Below are 26,852 nucleotides of genomic sequence, written 5' to 3'. Positions count from 1 at the left end.
GCCGCTGAGGCCTCGCCGTCCACTGGACGCAACGTCAGGGCGCGCGCCCCGTCCACTCCCAGTGCCAGGGCTCGAACAGGTAGTTCACGAAGCCGAAGCGGCCGGCGTTCGCCACCAGCCAGCCGTAGGCGGCGGTCCCGCTCATGTGGCGGCGGCTGGGCGCGGCGGTGGAATCGGCGCTGAAACCCTCCGCGTGACCGACGTAGAGGTCCAGCGCCATGCCGGTGCGGTGCGCCGAGCAGCGGGCGCGGGCGATCCCGTCGCAGTTCCCCTCGGCCACGCAGCGCGCGGCGTCCAGCGTCGGGCTGCGATAGCCGGAGAAGGGGCGCAGCGCATCCAGGTCGGCGGCGATGGCCGGCTCCTCGTCGCGGGCGGCGGCGACCATGCGCCGCCAGGCGGCCAGCGCCGCGGGATGCGCCCACACGGCCTTGTCGCCCAGGGCCTCGGCGGGCGGGACGGCGGCGATCACCTCGGCGGTCTCGGGACAGTCGCCGGCCGCCACCCGGGCCACGAACGGCCGGGCCGCCTGGGACCGGACGCGGAAGGCCTCGAAGGCCGCGGGCGTCATCAGGCCGTCGGCCGGCAGGCCCTCGCGCTCCTGCCAGGCCGCGAGCGCGGCGGCGAAGCCCTCGCTGCCCGGCGGGCATCGTGTCGCCAGCGCGTGTGACAGCGCCGGCGCATAGGCGGCCCAGCCGGTCTCCGCGCGCCCGAAGGGCGCCCAGGCCAGGGTCTCCAGCGAGCCGGCGTTGACCTCGGCGGCGGCCGTCCAGCCCGGGGCGCGGCACGCCTCGGCCGCCCGCGCCGCGCCGGCTCCGAACACCGCGCCCAGCACGCCGGCCACCACCACGGCCAGCACGGCCGGCACGGCGATGGCGGCTAGGCGCCGGCCTAGCTGCGCCACCGCAGCGTCGCCGGCTTGACGGGATTCTCGAACGGCCGGCCCTCGCGCCGGCTCGCCGCCCATTCGCGTTTCAGCGCCTGGTACCACTTGGCCTGGCGGTCGGCGTCGTCGATCCACAGCAGGGTCGGGTCGTGCTTCAGCCCCTGGTTCTGAAGTTCCACCATGTGCGCGTCCTGGCGCAGGAACGTGCGCGCCATCACGCCCACGACCGGCTTGAGGAGGCCCAGCGCCGGGTGGTCGGACCAGACGATCTGCGTCACCTGAGTTCGTCCGGCGTCCAGCGGCGTCAGGCCGGTGAGGGACAGCACCTGCCGCCGGCCCACGGTCACATGCTCCCAGCGCAGGCCCGGCAGGCGGAAGACGATCTCGGTCTCGGGCCGGCCGCCCAGGATGGCGTAGGCGCGGCTGTTGCTGGACGGGGCATGCCGCACCATGGCGAAACCGGCCTCGCGCGGTTCGAACCGCTTTTCCTTGTCGTGCATGCTGGCCGCCGTCCGCCACCACCACTGGCGATGCACATAGGGGCCGTGCGCCGGGTCCATCAACCCCACCACCGCCTGGTCGATGTGGGCGTCGAAGACCATGCGGTCCACCAGCTTGGGGGCGCCGCCCACCACGCCGGGGAAGGTCGGCGGCTCGTGGTCGGGCTCGCCGTCGGGCGCGCCGCCGGCCCAGACGAAGATCAGGCCCTGGCTTTCCACGACGGGATAGCGGCGCACACGGATGCGGCCCACGTCCATCGCCTGGTCGGCGGTCAGCGAGGGGATCGCCGAACAGGCGCCGTCGGCCCGGAAACGCCAGCCGTGATAGGGGCAGGCGATGCTCTCCACCCCGAAGGAATCGCGGTGGAAGGCGCCGGCCGACAGCGGCGCGGCGCGGTGCGGGCAGACGTCGCGCAGGGCGAAGAGCTGGCCGCCGGGCGAGCGGCCCAGCACCACCGGCTCGCCCAACAGGTCCATGTGGATGGGCCGGCCCGGCTTGAAGTCGCGGCCCAGCGCGGCCAGGTACCAGGTGTCGGTCAGGAACCCCTGGCCGAACCGGGCGTCGGCGCGGACCGTGCGCGGTTCACCGTCGGGCATCTACTTCCATGGGCTGCGGTCGCTCTTGCGGTGAATTCCCGGAACCGGAACGCGGGGCCGAGAGGGCCATTTCGCCACGAAACGGGGGCCGCTCCAAGCCGCTGTCCCCCCGGCCCAACGAAAAGGGTGGCCCAACGAAAAGGGCGGCCGCCTCGCAGCGACCGCCCGTGATCGTTTCGTTTCCGGACGCTACGCCGGCTCGGCGCTGGGCCGGGGCGAGATGGGCACCGCCACCGCAGGACCGGCAGGCTTGCGGACGTCGGCGTCAGTGCGGGTGGGCGCGACGCCGTTCAGCACCTGGACGATCTCCTCGCCGCTCAGGGTCTCGTACTCCAGCAGCGACTTGGCCAGGACGTGTAGGGACTCGATCTTCTCGGTCAGGATGCGGCGGGCCTCGCTCTCGCCGGCCTCCACGAGACCGCGGACCTCCTCGTCGATGATCTTGGCGGTTTCTTCCGAGACGTTCTGGTTGCGCGCGACCGAGTGGCCGAGGAAGACCTCCTCCTGGTTCTCGCCGTATTCCACCGAGCCGAGACGCTCGGAGAAGCCCCACTTGGTGACCATCGCCCGGGCCAGCTTGGTGGCCTGGCTGATGTCGGAGCTGGCGCCCGAGGTGATCTTCTCCTTGCCGAAGATGATCTCCTCGGCCACGCGGCCGCCGAACAGGATGGCCAGGCGCGAGGTCATCTGCTCGTAGCTCATCGAGAACTTGTCGCGTTCGGGGAGCTGCATGACCATGCCCAGCGCGCGGCCGCGCGGGATGATCGTGGCCTTGTGCACCGGGTCGGTGGCCGGGACGTTCAGCGCCACCAGGGCGTGGCCGCCCTCATGGTAGGCGGTCAGCTTCTTCTCGTCCTCGGTCATGACCATCGAGCGGCGCTCGGCGCCCATCATGACCTTGTCCTTGGCGTCCTCGAAGTCGCGCATGGTGACCATGCGGCGGTTCTTGCGGGCGGCCATCAGGGCGGCTTCGTTGACCAGGTTGGCCAGGTCGGCGCCCGAGAAGCCGGGGGTGCCGCGGGCCACGATCTTGACGTCCACGTCGGCGGCCAGGGGCACGTTCTTCATGTGGACGCGCAGGATGCGCTCGCGGCCGTTGATGTCGGGATTGGGCACCACGACCTGGCGGTCGAAGCGGCCGGGGCGCAGCAGGGCCGGGTCCAGCACGTCGGGGCGGTTGGTGGCGGCGATGAGGATGATCCCCTCGTTCGCCTCGAAGCCGTCCATCTCGACCAGGAGCTGGTTCAGCGTCTGCTCGCGCTCGTCGTTGCCGCCGCCCAGGCCCGCGCCGCGATGGCGGCCGACCGCGTCGATCTCGTCGATGAAGATGATGCAGGGCGCGTTCTTCTTGGCCTGTTCGAACATGTCGCGCACGCGGCTGGCGCCGACGCCGACGAACATCTCCACGAAGTCCGAGCCCGAGATGGTGAAGAAGGGCACCCCCGCCTCGCCGGCGACGGCGCGGGCGATCAGGGTCTTGCCCGTGCCGGGCGGGCCGATCAGCAGCGCGCCCTTGGGGATCTTGCCGCCCAGGCGCTGGAACTTCTGGGGGTCCTTCAGGAAGTCCACGACCTCCTGCAACTCCTCCTTGGCCTCGTCCACGCCGGCCACGTCCTCGAAGGTGACGCGGTTCTTGTTCTCGGTCAGCAGGCGCGCCTTCGACTTGCCGAAGCCCATCGCCCCGCGCGCCCCGCCCTGCATCTGGCGCATGAAGAAGATCCACACGCCGATGAGCAGCAGGATCGGCAGCATGTTGAGGAACAGGCTGGTCAGAAGATTGCCGCCGCTGCCCTTGACCGAGATGTCGGCGCCCTGCTGTTCGAGCCGGCGGACGAGGTCGTCCTGGTTGCTGGGCGTGACGGTCGAGAACGTGCGGTTGGACTGGTCGGTCACCTCGACCACCGGCCCGCGGATGATCGCCTTCTTCACCTCGCCGGAATCCACCTTCCGGAGGAGCTGCGAATAGGTGACCTCGGCGGCCTGGGCGCTGGCGCGGCTGCCGCCGGCCATCATGCTGTAGAGGCCGACCAGGGCGACGACGACGACGCCCCAGATGACGAGAGTGCGCATGTTCATAAACGACCGTTCCCAGGTAAGCGGCGCATGTCAGACCACAGATAGGACGCCGACCGACGACATGCCATTCGGCGCATTGACGCCGCGACCCTACACCGCGGCATGACCAGATACGCAAAAAGGGCCGCGCCGGCGGCGCAGCCCTTCAGATAAGCATCATTCGTGCCAGCTTTTAGGCCCGTAGTGGCCCAAAGGACTTACCGCGACGGCTTCTTCGGCGCGGCGATCAGGCCTTCGCGCTGGGCGCGCTTGCGAGCCAGCTTCCGGGCGCGGCGAACGGCTTCGGCCTTCTGGCGCGCGCGCTTCTCGGAGGGCTTTTCGTAGTGGACGTGCCGCTTCATCTCGCGGAACGAGCCTTCGCGCTGCATCTTCTTCTTCAGCGCCTTGAGGGCCTGATCGACGTTGTTGTCGCGGACGAAAATCTGAACCAGAGGAACCTCTCCTGCCTACGCTAGCCGCCCGCCTCCGCCGGCTGAAAGGCGGCGAGCGTGCAAAAATGGATCGCCCGAAGGTGTTACCCTTCGGGTTTGAGGGCGGGCTGATACCAGAAGCGATGGTCGGTGTCCACGGGACTCGCTCTGCGTAGGACCGCCAAAGGACGCGCGGCGGCGAGCGCCGCCTGGAAGGCGGGCGCCCGCGCCGCCGGGGTCCAAAACCCTACTTCCGGGTCCAGGCCCCGCCCGCAGGCTTGTAGTACTCGCCCGGCTTCAGGAGCGACTGGACGACCGTGTTGTAGGCCGATGCGCCCGCCGCGGCCTCGGACACGCCGTTCTTGGCCGCGGCCTCGCGATAGAGCTGGGCGCGGCCGGCGTTGATCTCGGCCACCGCCGCCTGGATCGCGGGGTCGGACGCCGGCTTCACGAAGCCCAGGAAGCCGTCGGCCTGCTCGCCGACGACGCCCTGAGCCTTGGCGGCGTCGACCACGGACTTGCTGTTGGCCGACTGGGCGACCGCCGGCTGTGCGAGGGCGAGGGCGGCCAGGACGGCGGCGCCTACGTTGAAGAAATCGGTCTTTTGCATCTGTCGGTCTCCTCTCCCGTCAGAAGAGGTTGGGGTTCTTCTGGATGAGGGCCTTCACGTCCTCGTCCAGTTGCAGCCGGACGTTGGCGTCCAGCTTCGCATAGATGGTGATGGGCGCGACCTCGACCCGCACGGTCGGGGCGCAGGCCGAAAGGCCCGCGAGCGCCAGGCTGGCCAGCGCGGGGAGGGCGATGGCCTTGGCGGCGGCGATCCTCATGGGGCGATATTCCTCATCATGTCTCCGAATCTGAAGCTTCACGGCTGAACGGGACCTGAACTGCGCGCCTTCTGGAAGTCCATCCAGTCCGAGACGAGATCGTCCAGGTTCAATGTGGTGTCGAGGGTCAGGTTCACGCCGGTCCCCGAGGGCAGCGGCAGTTTGCGGCCCAGGAAGCGGCGCTGGATCAGGTCCATCAGGGTCAGGCGGATCTCCTGCTTCCGCGGAGGATCGTGGCGGCCCACGATATGGAACAGGAGGCCCAGGCGCCCGTCGTCCCGGCTGGCGAGCGTCAGGTCCAGGGTCTGGAAGGCCAGGTTCTCCATGGCCTGGTAGGCGAAGTCGGTGAACGTCTCGTTGGGGTCGGGCGCGCCGGGCGGCGCGGCGCTGGCCGGCGCCCCGCCGGCGGCGACGCCTGTCAGGGCCGCGCGGTCGATCGACAGCCGGCCCGGCTGGTCGGCCTTGAGCTCGCCGCCCGAGATGCGGATGCGCGAGCCGGCCATCTCGAACGGGATTCGGCCGCTGACCTTGGCGTCCAGGTCCACCTTGTCGCCGAACGGCGAGGCCTCGACGATCTCGCGGAGCTGCACGCCCTCGACGATCAGTACGCCTCGGGTCGGCGCGCCCGGGGCCAGCGGCACCTCCAGCGTCTCGACCCGCACCTTGCCGCCGCCGACCGTCGCCTCGCCGCCCTCGACCTTGAGCAGGTTGTCGGCCAGTTCGAAGCGCGCGCGCAGCGCGCTCAGCATGACCATGGACTGGACCTCGTCCACCACCAGCTCCTGTCCGGGCGCGGCCTTGAGCGGCGCCAGGCTGGAGAAGGCGATCTGGCCCCGCAGCCCCTTCACCGGCCCCGCGGGGCTGCGGAAGTCGAGGCCCGGGATGCTGACGACGCCCGAGCTGGCCGAGCCCTCGGGCGACCAGTCGAATCGCCCCGAGAACTTCGCCGACCCGATCGCCGGCGCGCCGACCGCGTCGGCCAAGGGCGAGAGGTCGGCCGGCTGGAGCCCGCCCTCCGAGAAGGCCAGCGTCTCGGTCTCGATGACCGCGACGCCCAGGCCGAGGCGCCCGTCCTGGGTGATCAGGGCCGTTCCCAGCGGCGCACCGTCGGGGCGGCGGAAGGCGAGGTCGGCGCGCCAGATGAACTCGGACAGCGTCACCTGGCCGTCCATCAGGAAGGGATTGAACCGCCGCTCGGGCGCGAGGTCCTCCTGGCGCGCGGAGGTCACGTCGATCCGGGCCGTCACGTCGGCGCCGCGGCCTTCCGCCAGCACCCGGCCGGCCCCGTCGGTCACCAGGCCCTGGACGAAGGGCGCGGCCGCCCGCACCCCTTCGGCGCGGCCCGCCACGCGCCAGCCGCCGCCGCGCATCGCGAAGACCGGCCCGCCCGTTGGGCACAACCGGCCGGCCAGCTCGGTGATGTCGTTGGCGCCGAAATCCAGCTCCGCGGCGCCGATGGCGACACAACGGTCGGCGGCGAAGCTCAGGCTCCCGCCGGCCAGGGTCAGCCGGCCCGAGGCGTCCATCCTTCCCTGCCGCAGGAACCCGAACGAGCCGGCGGCCCGCACCCGGCCATCGAGCACGGCCCCGTCCCCGGTCGACGTCACGCGCGCGACGTCGGCGTCCACCTGCGGCAGGCCGCCGCCCTTCACCGCCAGCACGAAGGCCCCGCCGTCCGGGCCGAAGACGGGCGCCCCGGCGCGCCGGGCGGATAGCCTTGCGACCGCGCCGCTGGCCGAAACGGCCTGGACGGGCTGGTCCAGGGCGACCGTCAGGCGCGCCCCGTCCAGCCGGGCGCGGACCGCCGGCGCGCTCAGCCGGACATCCCGCGCGGCGCGCTTCATCGCGGCGACCTCGGCGCTGTCGCCCGCGACGGCCGGCCCGAGGCCACGCCAGGCCCCCCGGGCCTCCAGCGCGGTGGTCAGGTCGGCCTTCACGCCGCCCGGGGAGGCTTCGACCGGACCCCGGGCCTCGACAACGATCGCCTCCAGGTCGAGGTCGGCCGCCGTGACGCGCCCGGCCTTGGCCTGGGTCACGACCGGCCCGCTCACCTTGTCTCCGCCTGCGCGGGTCCACCGCAGGGCGTCCGATGCGAGAGCGATCTCCAGGCGTTCAGCCTTGCCCTCGGGCGCCGAGACGCGCGCCGCCGCGGCTTCGGCGTTCAGTCGTCCCGCCACGGCCAGGTCCTGGATCCAGCCCTGCGCCCGGCCCGCGAACGTCGCCGTCAGCGTGGCGTCCGACAGCCGACGCCCTGTCCCCTCGGCGGACGCCGCCGCGAGTTCGAGGCGTGCGCTGACGGCCCCGTCGCCCTTGCGGGTCTTGAGGTCGGGGTAGGGCGCCTGGAGGGTCAGGACGACCCGCCCGTCCGCCAGCCCGGCCTCGCCGATCCGGGCGGTGGCCAGCGGCAGGCTGGCCGAGAGGTCGATACGGTCGGCGCGGGTGACCTCGCGCACCGTCCCCGCGCCCGTCGCCACCTCGAAGCCGGGGCCGCGCAGCCGGGCCGGCGCCGTGGTCGCGCTGAGGCTCCGGAGCCGGCCGTCCTCCACGCGGGCGTCGGCCACGGCGCGCACCGGACCGTAGTCGGTGTCCAGCACGAGCACGCCGCCGTCCACGTCGATCCGCGGCTGGGTCGCGTCGGGACGGGGCGGGCGGCTCAGGAATTCCTTCACCAGGGGGTCCAGCGGCCCCATCCGCAACTGGCCGTTCCGGAAGGCCGCGCGGAGCTCGGGCTGGCGCAGGGCGATCGAGCGGACGTTCAGCCCGCCCAGGCCCAGATGGTAGCGGACATCCACCTGGTCCGCGCGGAAGGTGGGCTGCTCGGGATCGCCCACCCAGAGCCGGGCCGCGAACCGGCCGGGGCCGATCTCCTGCACCTCGACCCTGGAGGCGACCCCTTTCGAACGCAGCCAGCCGGTCAGCGCCTCGCGCGCCAGGGCCTTCCGGTTGAGCCAGGTGAGGCCCGCCGCCAGCACGAGCGCCACACCCGCCAGCGCCAGCACGAGGCGCAGGGGCCGGGATTTCGCAGGGGCGGCTTCAGTCAAGGGCGGGCGGCTCGGCGCAATGGTCGAGCCTTGATAGCGCAGTTGCGGCCGATTGGATGCGGCGGGCGCCCGGAAACCCGCGCCGGGGCGGGGTGGACGCGAGGATGCCTACCGGTCGACCCGTCGCCGCGTGGCCCGTGACTCCCCTCCCGGGACGGGACGCAGGGCCTGGGGGACTCAGAGGCCGGGAAGCTTGATGCGGGACTGGCCGCCGCGCTGGATGACGATCGGCTTGTCGCCGGTCAGGGACTTCACGCGCTCGGCCTCGGCGGCGGCGTCGATCGGGGCGTTCGTGCCGTCCAGGCCCGACTGGGCCGGCGCCGACGAGCCGCCGCCGCGCCAGAACATCACCCGGTCGGCGAAGGTCTTCTCCTTGTGCGCGATGCCGCCGAACTCGTCGTCGACCACATAGCGCACCAGCGGGTCGGCGCGGTCGGCGCCGGCCTTGGCCACCAGCAGCTTCTCGCCGTCGGACCGCTGCTCGCCTTCACGCTGGCCCAGCAGGGCGTTGCGCGCGGCGCTCTCGGGCTGAAGCTCCTGAGGGCGCGGCTCGCCGGGCGCCGGCGGACGCAGCGCATAGTCGGGCGGCACCACCAGCGGAGCCTTGGTCACCACCCGGAACTCGTCGGGGGTCACCTTGGACATGCCCAGCGCCTTCTGGGTCGACTGGCACCCGGCCAGGCCGCCCGTTGCGGCCAGGGCGGCCGCGGCCATGCCGGCGGTCACGATCACGCGATTGAAGCTCATGGACCTCGGACGACTCCTGCGGCGCGGACCTGCGCCTTGTTCTTCCAGCCTGCGCCCGTCCCGTGGCCGGAAAACGGCGGTCGGACGCTTTCGTGATTCCGAATAGCGCAACCGGACGCCCGCGCCAACGGCGACCGATGGTCCCGCGCCCCGGCGGTGTTCTTCGGGGCGCTGGCGCGCCTTCAGGCCGGCGGCTCGCGGCGGAAGCTGTCCAGCAGGATCAGGATGACGCCCACGGTGATGCCGCTGTCGGCCACGTTGAAGATCCAGGGGAAGAACCCCAGGCGCGAGACGTCGATGAAGTCGATCACCGCCCCGAACAGCGCCCGGTCGACGGCGTTGCCCAGCGCGCCCCCCACGATGAGGCCCAGGCCGACGGCGGGAAGCCACCGGGTCTGCTTCCGCGCCCAGACGGCCAGGGTCACGCCCACCACGACGCTGAACGCCACCATCGCCCAGCGCATCAGGTCGTGCCGGGCCTGGAAGAGGCCGAAGCTGACGCCCTCGTTCCAGATCCGGGTCCACTGAAGCGGCCAGAAGACCTCGACGGTCGCCCCCACCGGCAGCGCCAGGATCGAAACGATCCAGTACTTGGTGAGCTGATCCAGGATCACGGTCGCGGCGGCGACGGCGTAGGCGCGCCGGCCCCACGCCGTGATCCCGCGCGCGGGTGCGGCGGCCTCGGTCATGCCTGCGCCGCGTCCCTGGCTGCGTCCCTGGCCGCGTCCCAGGCGGCGACGGCGTCGGCGTCGCGCAGCGACAGGTCCGGGTAGCGGGGGTCGGTCCCCACCTCGGGCAGGATGCGCCAGGACCGCGCGCACTTCCGGCCCTCGGCCTTCAGCGGCTCGACGGCCACGCCGGGCGCCTCGGGAAGGCGGAACGCGCCGGCCGGCCCGTCACCCGCGACCAGGGTCGCCTGGCTGGTGCGGAACACCTCGGCGGCGTCCAGCCCCTCGAAGGCGGCCAGCAGGCCGGCGTCGGCCACATGGACGCGCGGGGCGGCTTCCAGAGCGGCGCCGAGGCGTTTCTCGCGCCGCTCGATCTCCAGCGCGCCCGTGACCACGGACGTCACCTTCTGGACCCTGGCCCAGCGGTCGGCCTCGGCGTCGTCGCGCCACGCGGCCGGCGTGACGGGGATGACCCGCAGGGCGTTGGAATGCGCCTCGGGGAAACGGGTCAGCCAGGCCTCCTCCATCGTGAACGGGATCAGCGGGCTGAGCCACGCCGTCAGCCGCTCGAAGGCGGCATCCATCACCGTGCGCGCCGCACGGCGACGGAGCGCGTCGGGCTGATCGCAGTAGAGGCTGTCGCGGCGGATGTCGAAGAACAGCGCCGACAGCTCGTTCTGGCAGAAGTCCAGCACCGGCCGGATCACGTCCTGGAACAGGTAGGCCTCGTAGGCGGCGCGCACCTGGCCGTCGAGTTCCCACAGCCGGTGCAGGATGTAGCGCTCCAGCGGCGGCATCTGGTCCAGCTCGACCGCCTCGTCGGGCGAGAAGTCGGCCAGGGCGCCCAGCATGTAGCGGACGGTGTTGCGCAGCTTGCGATAGGCGTCGGACGTGGTCTGGAGGATCGTCTTCCCGATCCGGCTGTCGTCGGCATAGTCGATCATCGCCGCCCACATGCGGATGATCTCGGCCCCGCTCTCGCGGATCACCACCTCGGGATCGACGGTGTTGCCCTTGGACTTCGACATCTTCTCGCCGTGCTCGTCCATGGTGAAGCCGTGGGTGAGGATGGCGTCATACGGCGCGCGTCCGCGCGTGCCCGAGCTTTCCAGCAGCGAACTCTGGAACCAGCCGCGGTGCTGGTCCGACCCTTCGAGGTAGAGATCGGCCGGCCATCGGGTGTGGGCGCGGCCCTCCAGCGTGAAGGCGTGGGTCGAGCCCGAGTCGAACCAGACGTCCAGGATGTCCTCGACCTTCTCGTAGCGCTCGGGGTCGTGGGCGCCCAGGAAGTCGGTGACCGGGCGATCGAACCAGGCGTCGGCGCCCTCGGCGGCGATGGCCTCGACGATCCGGCGGTCCACCTCGGGATCGTGCAGCGGCTGGCCCGTGTCCTTGTCCACGAACATGGCCAGGGGCGCGCCCCACGCCCGCTGGCGGCTGATCAGCCAGTCGGGGCGGCTCTCCACCATCGCGCGGATGCGGTTCTTGCCCCCCGCCGGATGGAACGTCGTGGCCTCGATCGCCTCCAGCGCCGCCTCGCGCAGGGTCCGGCCCCCGAGCTGCGGCGTCTCCACCGGCTCGTCCATGCGGATGAACCACTGGGGCGTGTTGCGGAAGATCACCGGCGCCTTCGAGCGCCAGGAATGCGGATAGCTGTGCTCCATCCGGCCCCGCGCCAGCAGGCGCCCGGCCTCGATCAGCTTCTCTATCACGGCCGGATTGGCCGGGCCGAACTTCCCGGCCTTCTTGCCCTCGGTCTCCAGCACCTTCAGGCCCCCGAACAGGGCCACATGCGGGTAGTAGGCGCCGTCGGGATCGACCGTCTCGGGGATCTCGCGATGGCCGTGCGCCAGCCAGACCAGATAGTCGTCCGCCCCATGACCCGGCGCGGTGTGGACGAAGCCCGTGCCGGCGTCGTCGGTGACGTGATCGCCCGCCAGCAGCGGCACGCCGAACCGGTAGTGCGGGTCCAGGTTGGCCAGCGGGTGTTCGCAGACCATGCCCTGGCAGTCGACGGGCTCGATCCGGCGGGCCTGCGCGATCTTCGCGGCCTTGAAGACCTCGCCGGACAGCTTGTCGGCGACGATCAGCCGGTCGCCCGGCCGGGCCCAGGGCTCGAACTCCAGCCCCGTCTCCATCGCCTCGACCTCGTAGACCGAATAGGCGACGGCCTCGTTGTAGCTGACGGCGCGGTTGGCCGGGATCGTCCAGGGCGTGGTCGTCCAGATCACCACGCTGGCGCCGCGCGCCGCGTCGCTGCCCTCGGTGACGGGGAATTTCACCCAGACCGTGGGGCTGACATGGTCGTGGTACTCCACCTCGGCGTCGGCCAGGGCGGTGCGCTCCACCGGGCTCCACATGACCGGCTTGGACCCGCGGTAGAGCTGGCCCGAGGCGACGAACTTGTGGAACTCGGCCACGATCGCGGCCTCGCTCGAGAAGTCCATCGTGGCGTAGCGGTTCTCCCAGTCGCCGATGACCCCCAGGCGCTTGAAGCCCTGCTTCTGCACCTCCAGCCAGTGGGCGGCGTAGTCGCGGCACAGCTTGCGGAACTCGGCCTTGTCGACTTCGTCCTTGCGGCGGCCCTTGGCGCGCAGCTCCTCCTCGATCTTCCACTCGATCGGCAGGCCGTGGCAGTCCCAGCCGGGCACGTAGTCGACGTCGTAGCCCAGCAGGAAGCGCGAGCGGATCACGAAGTCCTTCAGCGTCTTCTGGAGCGCGTGCCCGATGTGGATGGCGCCGTTGGCGTACGGCGGTCCGTCATGCAGCACGAACAGCGGTGCGCCCGCCCGCTGCCGGTCGGCGCGCAGGGCGTGGTACAGGTCCTGCTCGGCCCACTTCGCCAGGATCTGCGGCTCCTTCTGCGGCAGGCCCGCGCGCATGGGGAAGGGCGTCTCGGGAAGGAAGACGGTCTCGCGGTAGTCGCGCGCGGTCGTGGGGGCGTCGTCGGCCATAACTCTGTCCAGTGGGTCCGGAGGGTTCGAGGTTGCGGGTGCTACCCGGCGCGCGCTGGAGAAACGTCCGGCGGCGTCACGCCGGGCGGATAATTCGCAGGCTCGTCCGAACCGAAGTCATGGCCCGAGGCTCTAACAGAGACGGGCGTGGAACCCAAGGGCGCCTTCGGTCTCGCGCCCGCCGCGGCCTGCCGGGGTCGCGCGCCCCGGCGTCCCTCGTGGCGGGACATGATCGATTTGATTGGTGCCGACGGTGTTTTTCGCTTAGGAAGATAAAATCAAATTCCGTTTTGGTTCGGTTGCTCTCCACGCTTGTTCTTCGGATCGAGCCCGGACTTCCCACGATCCTCTCCGAAAATTTGATGCCGTTTCCCCCTGGAAGCGCACCAACACTCCTGATCTGAAGGAAATTTCTATGACTATTGGCACTGTGAAGTGGTTCAATCCGGCCAAGGGTTTCGGCTTCATCCAGCCCGAGGACGGCAGCGCGGACGTGTTCGTCCATATCTCGGCCGTCGAGCGTGCGGGCCTCGGATCGCTCGCGGAAGGGCAGAAGGTCAGCTTCGAGCTGGAACGCGACAAGCGCAGCGGCAAGATGTCGGCCGGCCAGCTTCAGTCCGTCTGACCCCGATGGGACGCCGCCGCCCCGCGGCGGCGTCCCGTTGGCGGCGATCCCCACATGACGACGTCCACCATCGAACGCGCCTATCAGCTCGCCCGCGCCGGGGCCGCCCCGGATGTCGTGCGGTTGAAGGAACGCCTCAAGGCCGACGGCTGCCGCGCGGTTGACGCCCTGCTGGCGCCCCGGTCCATCCGGGGCCACCTCGAGGCCATCTGCGCCGCCACCTACGCTGCGCACCGTTCTCCGCCCCCGACCTCGGAGGTTCCGGAGTCCGACACTCCGGAATCCGACTCCCCGGGGGAGGCATGAACGAGCTCCGGCGCACCGGATCCGCCGGGCGCGCCGCGACGTCCGCAGACGTGAAGAGGGCACTCCGGGCGGGTTTCCGGCCGCGCCCGGCCGTCGCCGCCACGGATTTCCAGCCGACCGTCGCGCGCCGCAAGGCCCGCGCCTGACCGGGCTCGGCCCGACGACACTCCAGGAGCCCTCATGGCGAGGAAGCCCAACTACGATTTCGAGCGTCGCGAGCGGGATCGCCTGAAGGCGATCAAGGTCGCGGAGAAGGCCGCCGCCAAGCGCGAGCAGCGCGATCGCGACCGCGCCGCCAGCCCCGATCGGGCCGATTCCCCGGAAGATCCCCCGAAAGATCCCCCGAAAGATCCTCGGGCCGGGGACAGCTGAACATGCCCGACGGCGTCATCTACAGTCACGAAACCGTCGCCCTCGACGGCGAGACCTTCACGGACTGCGAGTTCCGCAACTCCCGCCTCGTCTACGCCGGCGGCGAGCCGCCGGAGTTCCGCGGGTGCAGCTTCATCGGCTGCGACTGGAGGCAGGACGGGGCCGCGGCTCGCACCCTCGCCTATCTCCGGCAGGTGTGGAGCGCCGGCGGCAAGGCCCAGGTCCAGGCGTTGATCAAGGACATCACCGCCGCCCGCTGATGGAGGAGACCGGATGGCCGGCCTGAAGGACAAACGTGGTTTCATAGACCTCGACCGCCTCGATCTCTCGGAGCGGCGGGCGGTCGAATACTGGATGAAGCGCTGGGGCGTCACGAAGGACCAGTTGACGGCGGCCCACCGCAAGGTTGGCCGTCTCACCAAGGACATTGCCGCCGAGCTGGGCAAGCGCCGATAACGGCCTCCCGGGCGCGATCCTACTCCGAGGCCGTGGTCAGCCGCAGGCCCACGGCCCCCGCCATGATCATGGCGACGAAGGCGAGCTGGAGCGGGCCCAGCTTCTCGCCGAACGCGAAGACGCCGATGGCGCCGGCCGCGGCGATGCCCACGCCGGCCCAGATGGCGTAGGCCACGCCCACGGGAATCGTCTTCAACGCCGGCGCCAGCACCCAGAAGCAGGCGGAATAGAGCGCGATCGAGGCCACGCCCCAGTGGACCTTCTCGAACCCGTTCGACAGCTTCAGGAAGAAGGTGGCCGCCACCTCCAGCGCGATCGCCGCGGCGAGGTAGAGCCAGGCGGTCATGCCCGGAGCACGGCCTTCGCCCGTTCCGCGTCCTTCATCACCTGCCCGGTCATGGTCTCCAGGTCCGGGAACTTCTCCTCGGGGCGCAGGAAGGCGATCAGGTCGGTCTCGATGATGCGGTCGTAGATGTCCTCGTCGAAGTCGAAGAGCCAGACCTCGAGCAGGGGTCGCGTCACCCCGTGCACGGTGGGGTTCACGCCGATGTTGGCCACGCCGTCGAACTGGCGGCCGTCCGACAGCCGGGTGCGCGTGGCGTAGACGCCGAACCGGGGGCTGACATAGTCGCCCAGGTCCACGTTGGCGGTGGGGAAGCCGAGCTGGCGGCCCAGTTGCCGGCCGCGCTGGACCGGGCCTTCGATGGCGAACGGCCGGCCCAGGATCTCGGCGGCGACCTCGGGGCGGCCGTCGCGCAGCGCCTCGCGGACCTGGGTGGACGAGAACTTCTCGCCGCGCCCTCCGCCATTGGCCCCGACCGGATCGGCCACCGACACGCCGAAGCCCAGCTCGGCGCCGTACTGGCGCATGGTGTCGGGCGTGCCCGTGCGGCCCTTGCCGAAACTGTTGTCGAAGCCCACGGCCACGTGGCGGGCGCCCAGGCCTTCGTGCAGCACCCGGGTGGCGAACGCGCGGTCGGTCATCCCGGCCAGCTCGGCGTCCAGCGGCAGGACGTACAGGATGTCGACGTTCAGCGTCTCCAGCGCGCGGGCCTGCTGGTCGGTCTTCATCAGGCGGAAGGCCGGCTCGTCGGGACGGAAATAGACGCGGGGGTGCGGGTCGAAGGTGATCACGCCCAGCGGCGCGCCCAGGTCGCTCGCCGCCCGATGCGCCAGTTCGATCACCTGCTGATGGCCGCGGTGGACACCGTCGAAACTGCCCATGGCCACCGCCGCGCCGCGGTCGCCGGGGGGCAGGTCCTTCCAGCCGCGGATGACCCGGATGCGCTTCATGCGCCCCCGCTTGTCACGCCGCGCGGCGAGGCGCAATCACCACGGCCTCGCCATCGACAACCGTCTTGCCGTCCACCTGGCAGACGGTCTCCAGCGTCACCCGGCCCCGGGCGTCGTCCAGGGCCGTCACGGTGGCGCGCGCAACCACCAGATCGCCGATCTTCACCGGGCGGCGGAAACGCAGCGACTGCGACAGGTAGATCGCGCCCGGCCCGGGCAGCTTCATGCCCAGGATGGCCGAGATGTAGGCGCCCGACAGCATGCCGTGGGCGATGCGCTCGCCGAACGGCGTGGCCTTGGCGTAATCCTCGTCCAGGTGGACGGGATTGCTGTCGCCCGACACCTCGGCGAACGCCTCGATGTCGGCGGCCCCCACCACGCGATGCATCTCTGCGCTCTGGCCCACGGCCAGATCCTCGAAACAGATTCCCTGCACGGACAGCTCCCCTCCGTCGTGTGCGTTGCAGCTCTCTTTGATGAGCGCCCCCGATGGCGCACGCCCCCGCGTGCGCGCCCTTTTGACGAGGCCGAACGAACGGTACGCGCCCCGCAGGTTCGCGCCTACCAGACGAGGTCGGCGATGGTCCAGTTCGCGTTGAGCGCGTCTTGTCGCAGGAGGTCGGCGACGGCCCTTGCGTTCAGGGTCCCGTCGGGGCCGACGGTCTCGCCGCCGTGGATGCCATTGGCGACGAAAAGGACGTCCAGGCCGCGGGCGTTCGCGCCGCGGATGTCGGTGGGCAGGCCGTCGCCCACGCACAGGACGCGGGCGGGATCGACCGGTCGGCCCAGTTCGGCCGCCGCCGCTTCCAGCGCCAGCGCGTAGATGGGCGCATGGGGCTTTCCGGCCATCAGGACGCGGCCCCCAAGGCTCTCGTAGAGCTGGGCCAGGGCGCCGCCGCAGTAGATCAGCTTCGACCCCCGCTGGACCACGATGTCGGGGTTGGCGCAGATCAGCTCCAGGCCGCGGTCCACGCACCCCGCGAAGCGGTCGCGGTAGTCGGCCGGCTCCTCGACCTCGTCGTCGTAGGGGCCGGTCACCGAGATGAAGGCCGCCTCCTCGGGTCCGGCGAAGCCCAGGTCAAGCCCGTCGTACAGCACGCCGTCCCGTTCGGGCCCCACGGCCCAGACCGGGCCGGGCGACCGCTCGGACAGCAGGGCGCGGGTGGCGTCGCCCGAGGTGATGAGCTGCGTCCAGGCCGCACGGGGCACCGCCAGGCTGTCGAGCTGCTCCACGATGGGCGGATGCGGCCGGGGCGCGTTCGAGATCAGGATCACCGGCCCCGCCTCGGCGCGGAACCGCGCCAGGGCCGCGCAGGCGTCGGGGAAGCTCTCGCGCCCGTTGTGGATCACGCCCCACACGTCGCACAGCAGCACGTCGTAGAGGCTCGCGACGGACGAAAGCCCGGCGATCGGTGTCGGCGAAGGGGTGGTCATGGCGCGGCGGGTACAGAGCCGCGCCGCCAGCGTCAACGATGGTGCGACGCGGGCGACCCGTCAGGCGGCGCGGGCCTGCTGGCGGGCGGCGGTCGGGGCGCCGGCCTCGGACAGCACGTCGCTCTTGATGGCGCGGGGCTCTCCGAACAGGTGTCCCTGGCCGAACTGGATGTCGAGGTCGAGGATGTCGACCACCTGCCGCTCGTTCTCCACCTTCTCGGCGACGAGGTCCACGCCGTAGCGCCGGGCCAGCAGGGCGAAGTCCTCGGCGGCCAGGTCGGGCATGGAGCGCAGGACCAGGCGGCCGTCGATGTCGGCCAGTTCGTCCAGCAGCGTCTGGGCCGAGATCTTCACGAACTTCACGTCGGCGCGCTGAAGCTCCTGGAGGTCGAGGTCGAGGACCTGCACCTTGTCGAGGCTGAAGCGGAAGCCCAGGTCGGCCAGCTTGGCCATGTTGCGGGCCTGGACCGCGTTGCGGCTGTCGAAGGCGGCCTGGCCCACCTCGAAGACCAGCGCCGGCGCCAGGTCGCGATTGGCGCGCAGCAGGTCGAGGAACTGCGGGAAGAACGCCTCGTCGCCCAGGCTGGCCATCGAGATGTTGCAGAAGATGCCCACCCGGCGGTCCTGGCGCGCGAGGCGGCGCACGATCTGGACACAGCGGAACAGGAGCAGGTTGTCGATGGCCGTCACCAGCCGGCCGGGCTCGGCCACGGACAGGTACTCCGCCGGCATGAGCACCCGGCCGCTGGCGTCGCGCAGGCGCGAATAGCTCTCGTAGAAGACGGTCCGGCGCTGGGGCAGCGCCATGACGGGTTGCAGGTAGAGGTCGACGCGGTTCTCGATCAGGGCCTCGCGGACGATCTCCATCAGGCCCCTCTCGGCCACCGCCTGGGGCTGCGGCGCGGCCTGCGGCTGGCCGTTGCGCAGGACGCCGTTGTGCAGGGGATAGGGCGCCTGCTGCTCGTCGAAGCGCCGGCCCATGTCCTGGACCAGCTCTTCCAGCATGTGGACCTCGTCGGTCAGCGCCTCGGCGCGGCCCAGGTCGGCCTCGACCACGCGGGCCACGTCGGTCACCCGGCCGTCGATGGCCGTCACCTGGTCCAGCAGGATGCGGTGGGCCTCGCGCACGGCCTCCACCTCGCCGCGGATCTCGCGCATCTCCAGGAAGCGCATGATCATGCCGTGGGACGCCAGGCACAGGCCCAGCGCGGCCATCATCGCCGACATCGCCACGCCCCAGCCCAGGCCGTTCCGCCACAGGGTCAGCGCCACGATCAGCGAGAGGCAGAGGTAGGTCGCACAGAGGAGCGCGAGGGTCAGCCGCCGCATGGGTCCTGCATCCGAATCACCTGCGAGTATCCGACGCGGACACCCGGAAGGTCGAATTCATTAACCATGCCCCCGGTTCGGGTTTGGTTAACGCCGAATCGGAAAGAGCCGCCGGAGCGCCGGGTCGCGCAGCCAGAGGCCACCCCAGGCGAACAGGGCCAGATAGGGCCCGAACAGGATGTGGCTGGCCCACGGATTGCCGTTGATGAGCTGGATCGCCGCCGTTCCGCCCATGAGCGCGGCGATCAGCACCGCGCCCAGCAGCGCGGTCCGCGGGACGAGGTAGAGCGCCACGATCAGCCCCTCCACGACGCCGATCGTGAAGCCGCTGCCGGGTGGGATCTGCAGCGCCTGGCTGGTCTCCTCGACCATCGGATGGCGGATCAGCTTGATGCCCACGTCGAAGACCATGAAGGCGGCGAAGAGCCCGGTGAGGATCCAGCCGGCGACGGTCATCGCCCGCGGATTGGTTGTCGTCGTCATCGCTGGGGTCCCGAAAGGCGCCTAGTTCGCCGCCTGGTTCATCGACCACAGGACGCCGAAGGGGTCCGTGCACTGGCCGTAGGTGTCGCCCCAGAACATCTGCTGCGGGGCCATGACCTCGGCGCAGCCGGCGGCGATGGCGCGCGTCCACCAGGCGTCGATGTCGTCCACCTGCAGGGTCAGGGTGAAGGCCTGGGGCTTCTCGAACCCGTGGCCGTATTCCTCGAAGAAGTCCGACAGCATCACCGAACTGCCGTTGACGTAGAGGTGGACGTGCATGGTCCGCCCCTTCTCGTCCGGCGGATAGGCGGCGACGATCTCGCCGCCGAAGGCCTTCACGTAGAACTCGGCCGCCTTCATGGCCCCGTCCAGCGAGAGGTAGGGGGTGACGCCGCCCTTGGTCTCGACCTTGGGCATTTCCGCCGCGGGCGCTTCCGACATGTCGTCTCTCCTTGGGTTCCGTTCTGTTCCGAGGACGTATGGCGCCGGGCCGAGCCGACATTCACCGGGCGCGGGACGCGGAGCCTTCCGTCGGCGGCGCATGGTCGGCGGCGAGGCGGTCCAGATGCTGGCGGATGTGGGCCGCCTCGGCGGCGGTGCCCGCGAGCGCGATGGCCCGGTCGAAGGCGGCCCGCGCCTCGGCGGTGCGGCCCAGCTCCAAGTTCAGGGCGCCCGTTAGGCCATGGTAGTGGAAATAGCCCGACAGCCGCTCGCCCAGCGGCCGGATCATCTCCAGCGCGGCCTCCGGCCCCTGCACCTTCGAGACCGCCACCGCGCGGTTCAGGGTGACCACCGGCGAGGGCGTCAGCCGCTCCAGGCTAGCGTAGAGGGCGTCGATCTGCGCCCAGTCGGTCTCGGCCGGCGTGGCCGCCCGCGCATGCAGCGCGGCGATCGCGGCCTGGACCTGGTAGGCGCCGGGCCGGCGGTGGCGCATCGCCTTGTCGATCAGGGCCAGCCCCTCGGCGATCATGCGCCGGTCCCACAGGCGCCGGTCCTGGTCCTCCAGCAGCACGATCTGGCCGTCGGCGTCGAAGCGGGCCGGCGTGCGCGCATGCTGCACCAGCATCAGGGCCAGCAGGCCCATCACCTCGGGCTCGGTCGGGTAGAGCCGCAGCAGCAGGCGCGCCAGCCGGATCGCCTCGCCGCACAGTTCGGCCCGCGCCGGGTTGTCGCCGGCCGAATAGCCCTCGTTGAAGACAAGGTAGAGCATGGCCAGGACGGCGGCGACCCGCTCGGCGCGCTCGGCCGGCCCTGGCGTCTCGAAGGCGGCGTCGCCGGCGGCCACGATCCGCTTGGCGCGCGTGATGCGCTGCTCCATCGCCGCCTCGCCCACTAGGAAGGCGCGGGCGATCTGCCGCACCGACAGGCCCGAGACGATGCGCAGCGCCAGCGCGATCTGCTGGGTGGCCGGTAGGTCGGGGTGGCAGCAGATGAACAGCAGGCGCAGGACGTCGTCGCGGTAGTCGGCCTGGTCCACGCGGTCGGCGGCGCCGGTTTCCACGTCGTCCAGGTCGGACAGCACCTCCTCGGGCGGCAGCTCGGTCAGGCGCGACCGCTTGCGCACGCCGTCCAGGGCGGCGTTGCGGCCCACCATGATGAGCCATGCCGCCGGGTCGCGCGGCGGGCCGTTCTGGGGCCAGGCCTTCAGCGCCCGCAGGCAGGCGTCCTGGAACGCCTCCTCGGCAGTGTCGAGGTCGCGGAAGTAGCGCAGCAGCGCGCCCACGGCCTGGGGCCGCGCGGCTGTGATCGCCGCGTTGATCCAGGCCAGGTCGGTCACGCCGGGACGCCCGCGCCCTCACCCACGACCAGGGGCGCGCCCGCGTTGTAGACCGCCAGCGGGCGGATCTCGTAGGCGCCGCCGGGGTTGGCCTCGCCCAGGTCCTTCGCCACGGCCAGGGCCTCGTCCAGGTCGGCGACTTCCAGGACGTAGAAGCCCAGGAGCTGCTCCTTCGTCTCGGCGAAGGGGCCGTCGATCACCAGCGGCGGGTCGCTCTTGCGCAGGGTCGTGGCGGCGGTGGTCGGCAGCAGGCGCAACGACGGCCCCAGCTTGCCCTGCCGCTCCAGGCGCTCGCGCACCTCGCCCAGCCGGTCCATGACCACGGTCTCCTGCTCGGCCGTCCAGGACCAGACGGTCGCCTCGTCGTTGTAGCAGAGCAGCGCATAGAGCATCGGCGGACTCCTCGTTCGTTTCCCAGGAACGAACGAGGATGGCAGACGCCGACAGCACCCGGGAGATTTTCCTCCCTCCCCTTCATGGGGAGGGACAGCCCGCGAAGCGGCCAGGGTGGGGAAGTGCGGGCCGGAGTGCGGAGGTCGGGGATGATCCACGCCAACTACAGACGTGGGGAGGATCGCCGCTTCCCCACCCGTCTGTCCCCCGGCCTTCGCCGGGGTCCAGCCACCCTCCCCGTGAAGGGGAGGGATTAGCGCGTCGGGACCGGCTTTTCGCCGCGGTAATCGTAGAAGCCGCGGCCCGACTTGCGGCCCAACCAGCCGGCCTCGACGTACTTCACCAGCAGCGGGCAGGGCCGGTACTTGCTGTCGGCCAGGCCCTCGTACAGCACGTTCATGATCGACAGCACGGTGTCGAGGCCGATGAAGTCGCCCAGCTCCAGCGGGCCCATCGGATGGTTGGCCCCCAGGCGCAGCGCCGTGTCGATGGCGTCGACCGTGCCGACGCCCTCGTACAGCGTGTAGATCGCCTCGTTGATCATCGGCACCAGCACGCGGTTGACGATGAAGGCCGGGAAGTCCTCGGCGTTCGAGGTGGTCTTGCCCAGCGACTGGGCGAAGGCGACGGCGATGTCGTAGGTGTCGGCGTCGGTGGCGATGCCGCGGATGATCTCCACCAGCTTCATGACCGGCGCCGGGTTCATGAAGTGCAGGCCGATGAACTTGCCGGGCCGGTCGGTCGACGAGGCGAGGCGGGTGATCGAGATCGACGAGGTGTTCGACGCCAGCAGCGTCTCGGGCTTCAGGTGCGGGCCGAGCGCCTTGAAGATGGTCTTCTTCGTCTCTTCGTTTTCGGTCGCGGCCTCGATGGCGAGGTCGGTTCCGCCGATGGACTGGAGCTCGGGCGCGGCCTTGATGCGCTTCACGGCGGCTTCCATCGCGTCCTGCGCGATCACGCCCCGCGAAACCTGGCGCACCATGTTCTTCTCGATCTGGGCGATGCCCTGGTCGATCCGGTCGGGGCTCACGTCGTGGAGCAACACGTCATAGCCGCCCAGGGCGCACACGTGGGCGATGCCGGAACCCATTTGGCCGGCGCCGATGACGCCCACCGTTCTGATGTCAACCACAGGCCTCAATCCTCGATGCGTGACCGGACATTTGTGTGGCGGCTTTCTAACACGCGTATGGCGCGCTGCGGCAAGGGGTTTGCTGCGACGCAAAAGGACGCGAGGCGCAATCCCGGCCGACTCGTTCGGCCGGAAGCGCTCAATCGACGGTGAAGGTTTCGACCAGCCGGACGAGCGCGTCCTCCAGCCGGGGATCGGCCAGATGCGGCGACTGCTCCAGGACCGCGGCGCGGATCACGCCCGCCACCGCACGGTCCAGGACGAACGCGTCGAAGGGGTCCATCCTGGGCAGCAGGCGCGTGGTGGCGCGCGTCTCGCGCGCAATTCCCTCGACGCCCTCCTCGGCCATGATCGCCTTCAGGGCGGCCCGGCGGGTGGCGGGGCGGCCGGCCAGGGCGTGGATCTGGTTGCGGATGGCGAGGCGGACGGGCGACTCCCCGCCCGCCCGGACGTGCGCCGCCAGGGCCTCGCGATTGCGCGCATTTTCTTCGCGCGCCAGGGCGGCCAGGATCGCCTGCTTCGAGCCGAAGTACTGGTAGAGCGTGCCGACGCTGACGCCCGCGCGCTGGGCGACCCGGTTGGTGTTGAACCCCGCTTCCCCCTCGGTCTCCAGAATCTGAGTGGCGGCCTCGAAGATCGCGGCGCGTGTGGCGAGCGCCCGTGCCTGGCGGGGCTGTCTCCGCTGGGCTTTCGGCATCGGCGCGGCCCTTCCTTGAAACGCGAGTACCAGAATCCGAGCTTAGCTCGGATTCTGTAGCTCCACATGGAGGAACGCGACTTGACCTGGGCCACCGAACGGCTGCGCGAGATCATGACGCCAGGCTTCGTCCCGCCGCACATCGTGCGACGGCTGGGGCTGGGCCTGCTGGACGACTGGGGTCCTGGCTGGGTGCGCAAGGAATGGCGGCCCGACGCGGAAGACCTCAAGATGGCCGACGGCTCGGTGTTCGGCGGCTACATCTCCGCCCTGGCCGACCAGGTTCTGGCCTTCGCGGCCATGACTGTGGTTCCGGACGACTGCTGGTATCGCACCACCGACTTGCAGGTGCGTTTCGTGAAGGTCTCGCGCAACCATCCGCTTCGGATCGAGGGGCGGGTTCTGGCGTTCACCCGGCGCCTCATTACGGTCGAGGCCGATTTCCATCGCCCCGACGGGGTGCTGGTGGCCAAGGCCTCGGCCCAGCAGATCCTGCTGCCCAAAGGCAAGACCTGATGCGGAAAGGGGCGGGCCTCGGCGGCCCGCCCCTCCAGGTTCTGCGATGGGCTCGGGCTTACTTCCCGGCGGCCGTCAGCGCGCTCATCAGTTCCGGCACGGCGCCCTTGTAGTCGGCGACCAGGCCGAAGTCGGCGACCTGGAAGATCGGCGCGTCGGCGTCCTTGTTGATCGCGACGATCACCTTGGAGTCCTTCATGCCGGCCAGGTGCTGGATCGCGCCCGAGATGCCGATGGCGACATACAGTTCCGGCGCCACGACCTTGCCGGTCTGACCGACCTGATAGTCGTTCGGCGCATAGCCGGCGTCCACCGCGGCGCGGCTGGCGCCCACGGCCGCGCCCAGCTTGTCGGCGAGCGGCTCGATGACCTTCTGGAACTCGTCGGCCGAGCCCAGGGCGCGACCGCCGGAGACCACGATCTTGGCGGCGCCCAGGTCCGGACGGGCCGACTTGACGATCTTCTGGTCCACGAAGTGGGTCTTGGCCGGCGCGGCCGGGGCCGCCACCGACTCGATCGCCGCCGAGCCGCCGTCCGCCGCGACCTTGAAGGCCGTCGGGCGCACCGTCAGCACCTTCTTCGCGTCGGAGGACTGCACCGTCTCCATGGCGTTGCCGGCGTAGATCGGGTGGACGAAGGTGTCCGCCGAGACCACCTCGGTCACGTCCGAGATCTGGGCCACGTCCAGCTTCGCCGCGATGCGGGGGCTGAAGTTCTTACCCTGCGAGGTCGCCGGGGTGAGGATGGCGTCGTAGCCGCCGGCCAGGCCGACGACCAGGTCCGCCACCGCTTCGGCCAGGCCCTGGCCCAGCTCGGCGCTCTCGGCGGTCAGCACCTTGCGCACGCCCGCGATCTTGGCCGCTTCGGCGGCGACGGCGGCGGTGTTCGCGCCGGCGACCAGGATGTCGACGTCGCCGCCGATGGCCTGGGCCGCGGTCACCACCTTGTGGGTGTTGTCCTTCAGGGTCGCGTTGTCGTGGTCCGCGATGACGAGAACGGCCATTAGAGGACCCCCGCGGTCTTGAGGTTGGAGACGAGGTCGGCGGCGGTTTCCACCTTGATGCCGGCCTGGCGCTTGGCGGGCTCGGTGACCTTGACCACCTTCAGCCGCGGCGCGGTGTCGACGCCGAGCGAGCCCAGCTCCTTCACGTCCAGCGGCTTCTTCTTGGCCTTCATGATGTTGGGCAGCGACGCATAGCGCGGCTCGTTGAGGCGCAGGTCGGCGGTCACCACGGCGGGCAGGTCGACCTCGAGGGTCTGCAGGCCGCCGTCGACCTCGCGCGTCACCTTGGCCTTGGAGCCTTCGATCGCGACTTCCGAGGCGAAGGTCGCCTGAGGCCAGTCGAGCAGGGCCGACAGCATCTGGCCCACGGCGTTGTTGTCGCCGTCGATGGCCTGCTTGCCCATGAGGACGACCTGGGGGGCCTCCTCGCCGACCACGGCCTTGAGCACCTTGGCCACCGCCAGCGGTTCGAGATCCTGGTCGGTCTGGACGAGAATGGCGCGGTCTGCGCCCATGGCCAGGGCCGTGCGCAGCGTCTCCTGCGCCTGCGTCGGACCGACCGAAACGGCGACGACCTCGGTGGCCGCGCCCTTCTCCTTCAGCCGAACGGCCTCCTCGACCGCGATCTCGCAGAAGGGATTCATCGACATCTTCACATTGGCGAGGTCGACACCCGTCTGGTCGGCCTTCACGCGGGCCTTGACGTTGTAGTCGATCACCCGCTTCACCGGGACCAACACCTTCATGGGTTGCTAGCGCCTCAAATTGTTGCGGAAAGAATGAGCCGCAGGGGCAATAGCGGTTCCTCGGAGGTTTGCAAGCGCGCGCGCCTCCGAAATGCCGCAGGACGCACTGCTAGTCAGACATGCCTCCCCCTGCGTAAAAGGCTCGGATGAACCCCAATATCGAACGCCTCAAGCTGATCTTCATCGGCATTTTCGCCCTGTCGGCGATCGGCGTGGGCGTATGGCAGGTGGGCTGGGCGATGCCGGCCAAGAAGTGCGCCGAGGCGAGGAAATGGTGGGATCCCTCCGAGCGGGTCTGCGCCACGCCCGTCCTGGTCTCGGACATCACGGGCCGGGTCATCACCGACGAAAAGGCGCTGGCCGAGGCGAAAAAGGCGCTGGGACGCGCCGACGCGGCGGGGAAGTAGTCGTCCGTCAAGGGTCGCCCCCGAAGACGTCCCCCGAAGTGTTCCCTTCGTCGGCGGAGCTGAATCATCGTTCCTCCCCTGCGAAGCGGGGGGAGGTGGATCGGCCCAGAGGGCCGAGACGGAGGGGGCGCAAGTCAGACGCCCAAGCTCCGCCCCTCAGGGCAGGGATCGCGTCGCGCCGGCCTGCCAGAAGACCTCGGCGCGGCCGCCGTCGTTGGCCCAGCGCGCGGCGACGAACAGGAAGTCCGACAGCCGGTTCAGATAGCGCATCGCCGCGCCGCTCACCGGCTCGCCGGCCTCCACGAGGCGTACGGCCTCGCGTTCGGCCCGTCGGCAGACGGTGCGCGCGAGATGCAGGGCCGCCGCCGCCGCGGTCCCGCCGGGCAGGATGAACGACGTCAGTCCCGGAAGCCGGTCGTTGAGCCGGTCGATCTCGGTCTCGAGCCGCGCCACCTGGGACTCGAGTATCCGCAGGGCCGAGCCCTCGACCTCGTCCGCCGCCGGAGGCGTGGCGAGGTCGGCGCCCAGGTCGAAGAGTTCGTTCTGGATGCGGCCCAGCATGGCGTCGATGCGATCGTTCTGGCCCGAATGCAGGCGCGCGACCCCCAGGACGGCGTTCAACTCGTCGACTGCGCCATAGGCCTCGACCCGGCGGTCGCTCTTGGACACGGTCGCGCCGGACGCCAAGCGCGTTTCGCCGCCATCGCCCGTTCGGGTGTAGATGCGGTTCAGAGTGACCAAGTCCTCGCCTCCGTCATCCGCCCTGGGTCGACTTCCACCACATCCCGATCACCAGAAGGGCGATCGCCAGGGCCTGAAGGGCCACCCGCAATCGCATCAGGCGGTTGGACTGGCTGCGCGCTTCGGCGCCCGGCCGCCCCAGCGCCCGCAATCCCAGGGCCAGGGTGACGGCCACCGACAGGATCGCGCCCAGGATCAGGATGTCGAGAATGCTCATGAGCGCCTTCTAGGCCCGGCCGCCCCGTTGCGCCAGAGACACATGCCTCGTCCTGAAATTGCGACCTATTCGCACATGCCCTTGCCACGACGCCTCAAAAGTTATTGAGAAGCGATCGCAAGAACCCGCAAGGTTCTCGCAAGGTTTCTCTCCAGACCGCAGGGGCGCGTTTTCATGACCACCATCCTTTCCTCCCGACGCAAGGCCGCCTGGCTGTGCGGG

Annotated in this window: 32 protein-coding genes; 7 read left to right on the top strand and 25 right to left on the bottom strand. The window is 70.6% G+C overall.

Annotated features, from left to right (window positions below; genetic code table 11):
* Positions 1–34: 34 nt before the first annotated feature.
* The 10 genes from WG212_RS06035 to ileS form a co-directional block, all read right to left on the bottom strand.
* Complete coding sequence (locus tag WG212_RS06035) at positions 35–901, bottom strand: D-alanyl-D-alanine carboxypeptidase family protein (RefSeq protein WP_337186177.1); 867 nt, start codon at positions 899–901, stop codon at positions 35–37.
* Positions 889–1,980, bottom strand: a complete 1,092-nt coding sequence (locus WG212_RS06030; RefSeq protein ID WP_337186176.1) for an aromatic ring-hydroxylating dioxygenase subunit alpha — start codon at positions 1,978–1,980, stop codon at positions 889–891. Before WG212_RS06030 ends, WG212_RS06035 begins: the two co-directional genes overlap by 13 nt.
* 189 nt (positions 1,981–2,169) lie before the next feature.
* Positions 2,170–4,056 (bottom strand): ATP-dependent zinc metalloprotease FtsH, encoded by a 1,887-nt coding sequence (gene ftsH / locus WG212_RS06025; RefSeq protein ID WP_337186175.1) that lies wholly within the window; start codon positions 4,054–4,056, stop codon positions 2,170–2,172.
* Positions 4,057–4,253: 197 nt separating this feature from the next.
* A complete protein-coding gene (rpsU, locus tag WG212_RS06020) occupies positions 4,254–4,487 on the bottom strand; it encodes a 30S ribosomal protein S21 (RefSeq protein ID WP_111275467.1) in 234 nt (77 codons plus the stop codon).
* Between the two features lie 226 nt (positions 4,488–4,713).
* Positions 4,714–5,076 (bottom strand): YdbL family protein, encoded by a 363-nt coding sequence (locus WG212_RS06015; protein WP_337186174.1) that lies wholly within the window; start codon positions 5,074–5,076, stop codon positions 4,714–4,716.
* A gap of 19 nt (positions 5,077–5,095) precedes the next feature.
* Positions 5,096–5,293, bottom strand: coding sequence for a YnbE family lipoprotein (locus tag WG212_RS06010; protein ID WP_337186173.1), 198 nt, complete (start codon positions 5,291–5,293; stop codon positions 5,096–5,098).
* A 38-nt stretch (positions 5,294–5,331) separates the two neighbouring features.
* A complete protein-coding gene (locus WG212_RS06005) occupies positions 5,332–8,334 on the bottom strand; it encodes a YdbH domain-containing protein (protein WP_337186172.1) in 3,003 nt (1,000 codons plus the stop codon).
* A 177-nt stretch (positions 8,335–8,511) separates the two neighbouring features.
* On the bottom strand, positions 8,512–9,081 hold the full coding sequence (locus WG212_RS06000; RefSeq protein ID WP_337186171.1) for a DUF3035 domain-containing protein: 570 nt from the start codon (positions 9,079–9,081) through the stop codon (positions 8,512–8,514).
* 182 nt (positions 9,082–9,263) lie between these two features.
* On the bottom strand, positions 9,264–9,770 hold the full coding sequence (lspA, locus tag WG212_RS05995) for a signal peptidase II (RefSeq protein ID WP_337186170.1): 507 nt from the start codon (positions 9,768–9,770) through the stop codon (positions 9,264–9,266).
* Positions 9,767–12,703 carry an isoleucine--tRNA ligase gene (gene ileS / locus WG212_RS05990; RefSeq protein ID WP_337186169.1) on the bottom strand — a complete coding sequence of 979 codons (2,937 nt, stop codon included), beginning with the start codon at positions 12,701–12,703 and terminating at the stop codon, positions 9,767–9,769. Before ileS ends, lspA begins: the two co-directional genes overlap by 4 nt.
* 415 nt (positions 12,704–13,118) lie before the next feature.
* Here ileS and WG212_RS05985 point away from each other — a divergent pair, with 415 nt between their 5' ends.
* The 5 genes from WG212_RS05985 to WG212_RS05965 all read left to right on the top strand — a co-directional run bounded on the left by WG212_RS05985 (position 13,119) and on the right by WG212_RS05965 (position 14,462).
* Positions 13,119–13,328 (top strand): cold-shock protein, encoded by a 210-nt coding sequence (locus WG212_RS05985; RefSeq protein ID WP_337186168.1) that lies wholly within the window; start codon positions 13,119–13,121, stop codon positions 13,326–13,328.
* Between the two features lie 54 nt (positions 13,329–13,382).
* A complete protein-coding gene (locus tag WG212_RS05980; protein WP_337186167.1) occupies positions 13,383–13,634 on the top strand; it encodes a hypothetical protein in 252 nt (83 codons plus the stop codon).
* A gap of 180 nt (positions 13,635–13,814) precedes the next feature.
* Complete coding sequence (locus WG212_RS05975; RefSeq protein ID WP_337186166.1) at positions 13,815–14,006, top strand: hypothetical protein; 192 nt, start codon at positions 13,815–13,817, stop codon at positions 14,004–14,006.
* Positions 14,007–14,008: 2 nt separating this feature from the next.
* Positions 14,009–14,266, top strand: a complete 258-nt coding sequence (locus WG212_RS05970) for a hypothetical protein (RefSeq protein ID WP_337186165.1) — start codon at positions 14,009–14,011, stop codon at positions 14,264–14,266.
* Positions 14,267–14,279: 13 nt separating this feature from the next.
* Positions 14,280–14,462 carry a DUF3606 domain-containing protein gene (locus WG212_RS05965; protein WP_293379630.1) on the top strand — a complete coding sequence of 61 codons (183 nt, stop codon included), beginning with the start codon at positions 14,280–14,282 and terminating at the stop codon, positions 14,460–14,462.
* Positions 14,463–14,481: 19 nt separating this feature from the next.
* Here WG212_RS05965 and WG212_RS05960 read toward each other — a convergent pair whose 3' ends face one another.
* The 11 genes from WG212_RS05960 to WG212_RS05910 all read right to left on the bottom strand — a co-directional run bounded on the left by WG212_RS05960 (position 14,482) and on the right by WG212_RS05910 (position 23,000).
* Complete coding sequence (locus WG212_RS05960; protein ID WP_337186164.1) at positions 14,482–14,808, bottom strand: SMR family transporter; 327 nt, start codon at positions 14,806–14,808, stop codon at positions 14,482–14,484.
* Positions 14,805–15,755, bottom strand: coding sequence for a bifunctional riboflavin kinase/FAD synthetase (locus tag WG212_RS05955; RefSeq protein ID WP_337186163.1), 951 nt, complete (start codon positions 15,753–15,755; stop codon positions 14,805–14,807). The genes WG212_RS05960 and WG212_RS05955 overlap by 4 nt, the downstream gene beginning before the upstream one ends.
* A gap of 13 nt (positions 15,756–15,768) precedes the next feature.
* On the bottom strand, positions 15,769–16,191 hold the full coding sequence (locus WG212_RS05950) for a MaoC family dehydratase (RefSeq protein ID WP_337186162.1): 423 nt from the start codon (positions 16,189–16,191) through the stop codon (positions 15,769–15,771).
* Positions 16,192–16,316: 125 nt separating this feature from the next.
* Positions 16,317–17,189, bottom strand: a complete 873-nt coding sequence (locus tag WG212_RS05945; RefSeq protein WP_337186161.1) for a TIGR01459 family HAD-type hydrolase — start codon at positions 17,187–17,189, stop codon at positions 16,317–16,319.
* 60 nt (positions 17,190–17,249) lie between these two features.
* Positions 17,250–18,518, bottom strand: a complete 1,269-nt coding sequence (locus WG212_RS05940; protein WP_337186160.1) for an EAL domain-containing protein — start codon at positions 18,516–18,518, stop codon at positions 17,250–17,252.
* Positions 18,519–18,605: 87 nt separating this feature from the next.
* Positions 18,606–19,001, bottom strand: a complete 396-nt coding sequence (locus tag WG212_RS05935; RefSeq protein WP_337186159.1) for a DoxX family protein — start codon at positions 18,999–19,001, stop codon at positions 18,606–18,608.
* A 21-nt stretch (positions 19,002–19,022) separates the two neighbouring features.
* Positions 19,023–19,442, bottom strand: a complete 420-nt coding sequence (locus WG212_RS05930; RefSeq protein WP_337186158.1) for a glyoxalase/bleomycin resistance/extradiol dioxygenase family protein — start codon at positions 19,440–19,442, stop codon at positions 19,023–19,025.
* Between the two features lie 61 nt (positions 19,443–19,503).
* Positions 19,504–20,778: an RNA polymerase sigma factor gene (locus WG212_RS05925; protein WP_337186157.1), complete on the bottom strand. Its 1,275-nt coding sequence runs from the start codon at positions 20,776–20,778 to the stop codon at positions 19,504–19,506.
* The gene (locus WG212_RS05920; protein ID WP_337186156.1) at positions 20,775–21,170 is read right to left on the bottom strand and encodes a YciI family protein; all 396 of its coding nucleotides are present in this window, start codon (positions 21,168–21,170) and stop codon (positions 20,775–20,777) included. The genes WG212_RS05925 and WG212_RS05920 overlap by 4 nt, the downstream gene beginning before the upstream one ends.
* A 254-nt stretch (positions 21,171–21,424) precedes the next feature.
* Entirely contained in the window at positions 21,425–22,303 is an 879-nt protein-coding gene (locus tag WG212_RS05915; RefSeq protein WP_337186155.1) for a 3-hydroxybutyryl-CoA dehydrogenase, read from the bottom strand.
* 139 nt (positions 22,304–22,442) lie between these two features.
* Positions 22,443–23,000, bottom strand: a complete 558-nt coding sequence (locus tag WG212_RS05910) for a helix-turn-helix domain-containing protein (RefSeq protein WP_337186154.1) — start codon at positions 22,998–23,000, stop codon at positions 22,443–22,445.
* 81 nt (positions 23,001–23,081) lie between these two features.
* On the opposite strand from WG212_RS05910, the gene WG212_RS05905 reads away from it, so the two are divergent.
* On the top strand, positions 23,082–23,516 hold the full coding sequence (locus WG212_RS05905; RefSeq protein ID WP_337186153.1) for a PaaI family thioesterase: 435 nt from the start codon (positions 23,082–23,084) through the stop codon (positions 23,514–23,516).
* A 58-nt stretch (positions 23,517–23,574) separates the two neighbouring features.
* Here WG212_RS05905 and WG212_RS05900 read toward each other — a convergent pair whose 3' ends face one another.
* A complete protein-coding gene (locus WG212_RS05900; RefSeq protein WP_337186152.1) occupies positions 23,575–24,519 on the bottom strand; it encodes an electron transfer flavoprotein subunit alpha/FixB family protein in 945 nt (314 codons plus the stop codon).
* A complete protein-coding gene (locus tag WG212_RS05895) occupies positions 24,519–25,265 on the bottom strand; it encodes an electron transfer flavoprotein subunit beta/FixA family protein (protein ID WP_337186151.1) in 747 nt (248 codons plus the stop codon). Before WG212_RS05895 ends, WG212_RS05900 begins: the two co-directional genes overlap by 1 nt.
* Before the next feature lie 146 nt (positions 25,266–25,411).
* Here WG212_RS05895 and WG212_RS05890 point away from each other — a divergent pair, with 146 nt between their 5' ends.
* Positions 25,412–25,672, top strand: coding sequence for a hypothetical protein (locus WG212_RS05890; protein WP_337186150.1), 261 nt, complete (start codon positions 25,412–25,414; stop codon positions 25,670–25,672).
* 156 nt (positions 25,673–25,828) lie between these two features.
* On the opposite strand, the gene WG212_RS05885 is transcribed toward WG212_RS05890, so the two are convergent.
* Positions 25,829–26,413: a cob(I)yrinic acid a,c-diamide adenosyltransferase gene (locus tag WG212_RS05885; RefSeq protein ID WP_337186149.1), complete on the bottom strand. Its 585-nt coding sequence runs from the start codon at positions 26,411–26,413 to the stop codon at positions 25,829–25,831.
* Between the two features lie 13 nt (positions 26,414–26,426).
* Positions 26,427–26,630, bottom strand: coding sequence for a twin transmembrane helix small protein (locus tag WG212_RS05880; protein ID WP_337186148.1), 204 nt, complete (start codon positions 26,628–26,630; stop codon positions 26,427–26,429).
* Positions 26,631–26,852: the final 222 nt, after the last annotated feature.

The sequence above is a fragment of the Phenylobacterium sp. genome, from assembly GCF_037189685.1.
Taxonomy (GTDB): domain Bacteria; phylum Pseudomonadota; class Alphaproteobacteria; order Caulobacterales; family Caulobacteraceae; genus Phenylobacterium.
The sequence above is the reverse complement of the archived record's forward strand: the minus strand, read 5'-3'. Positions and strand labels throughout refer to the sequence as shown.

Excerpts from the sequence above, each read along its gene's own strand:
- WG212_RS06030 (WP_337186176.1), bottom strand. The coding sequence starts at position 1,980 with ATGCCCGACGGTGAACCGCGCACGGTCCGCGCCGACGCCCGGTTCGGC.
- ftsH (WP_337186175.1), bottom strand. The coding sequence starts at position 4,056 with ATGAACATGCGCACTCTCGTCATCTGGGGCGTCGTCGTCGTCGCCCTG.
- WG212_RS06015 (WP_337186174.1), bottom strand. The coding sequence starts at position 5,076 with ATGCAAAAGACCGATTTCTTCAACGTAGGCGCCGCCGTCCTGGCCGCC.
- WG212_RS06010 (WP_337186173.1), bottom strand. The coding sequence starts at position 5,293 with ATGAGGATCGCCGCCGCCAAGGCCATCGCCCTCCCCGCGCTGGCCAGC.
- WG212_RS06000 (WP_337186171.1), bottom strand. The coding sequence starts at position 9,081 with ATGAGCTTCAATCGCGTGATCGTGACCGCCGGCATGGCCGCGGCCGCC.
- lspA (WP_337186170.1), bottom strand. The coding sequence starts at position 9,770 with ATGACCGAGGCCGCCGCACCCGCGCGCGGGATCACGGCGTGGGGCCGG.
- ileS (WP_337186169.1), bottom strand. The coding sequence starts at position 12,703 with ATGGCCGACGACGCCCCCACGACCGCGCGCGACTACCGCGAGACCGTC.
- WG212_RS05985 (WP_337186168.1), top strand. The coding sequence starts at position 13,119 with ATGACTATTGGCACTGTGAAGTGGTTCAATCCGGCCAAGGGTTTCGGC.
- WG212_RS05980 (WP_337186167.1), top strand. The coding sequence starts at position 13,383 with ATGACGACGTCCACCATCGAACGCGCCTATCAGCTCGCCCGCGCCGGG.
- WG212_RS05975 (WP_337186166.1), top strand. The coding sequence starts at position 13,815 with ATGGCGAGGAAGCCCAACTACGATTTCGAGCGTCGCGAGCGGGATCGC.
- WG212_RS05970 (WP_337186165.1), top strand. The coding sequence starts at position 14,009 with ATGCCCGACGGCGTCATCTACAGTCACGAAACCGTCGCCCTCGACGGC.
- WG212_RS05965 (WP_293379630.1), top strand. The coding sequence starts at position 14,280 with ATGGCCGGCCTGAAGGACAAACGTGGTTTCATAGACCTCGACCGCCTC.
- WG212_RS05960 (WP_337186164.1), bottom strand. The coding sequence starts at position 14,808 with ATGACCGCCTGGCTCTACCTCGCCGCGGCGATCGCGCTGGAGGTGGCG.
- WG212_RS05955 (WP_337186163.1), bottom strand. The coding sequence starts at position 15,755 with ATGAAGCGCATCCGGGTCATCCGCGGCTGGAAGGACCTGCCCCCCGGC.
- WG212_RS05945 (WP_337186161.1), bottom strand. The coding sequence starts at position 17,189 with ATGACCACCCCTTCGCCGACACCGATCGCCGGGCTTTCGTCCGTCGCG.
- WG212_RS05940 (WP_337186160.1), bottom strand. The coding sequence starts at position 18,518 with ATGCGGCGGCTGACCCTCGCGCTCCTCTGTGCGACCTACCTCTGCCTC.
- WG212_RS05935 (WP_337186159.1), bottom strand. The coding sequence starts at position 19,001 with ATGACGACGACAACCAATCCGCGGGCGATGACCGTCGCCGGCTGGATC.
- WG212_RS05930 (WP_337186158.1), bottom strand. The coding sequence starts at position 19,442 with ATGTCGGAAGCGCCCGCGGCGGAAATGCCCAAGGTCGAGACCAAGGGC.
- WG212_RS05920 (WP_337186156.1), bottom strand. The coding sequence starts at position 21,170 with ATGCTCTATGCGCTGCTCTGCTACAACGACGAGGCGACCGTCTGGTCC.
- WG212_RS05910 (WP_337186154.1), bottom strand. The coding sequence starts at position 23,000 with ATGCCGAAAGCCCAGCGGAGACAGCCCCGCCAGGCACGGGCGCTCGCC.
- WG212_RS05900 (WP_337186152.1), bottom strand. The coding sequence starts at position 24,519 with ATGGCCGTTCTCGTCATCGCGGACCACGACAACGCGACCCTGAAGGAC.
- WG212_RS05895 (WP_337186151.1), bottom strand. The coding sequence starts at position 25,265 with ATGAAGGTGTTGGTCCCGGTGAAGCGGGTGATCGACTACAACGTCAAG.
- WG212_RS05890 (WP_337186150.1), top strand. The coding sequence starts at position 25,412 with ATGAACCCCAATATCGAACGCCTCAAGCTGATCTTCATCGGCATTTTC.
- WG212_RS05880 (WP_337186148.1), bottom strand. The coding sequence starts at position 26,630 with ATGAGCATTCTCGACATCCTGATCCTGGGCGCGATCCTGTCGGTGGCC.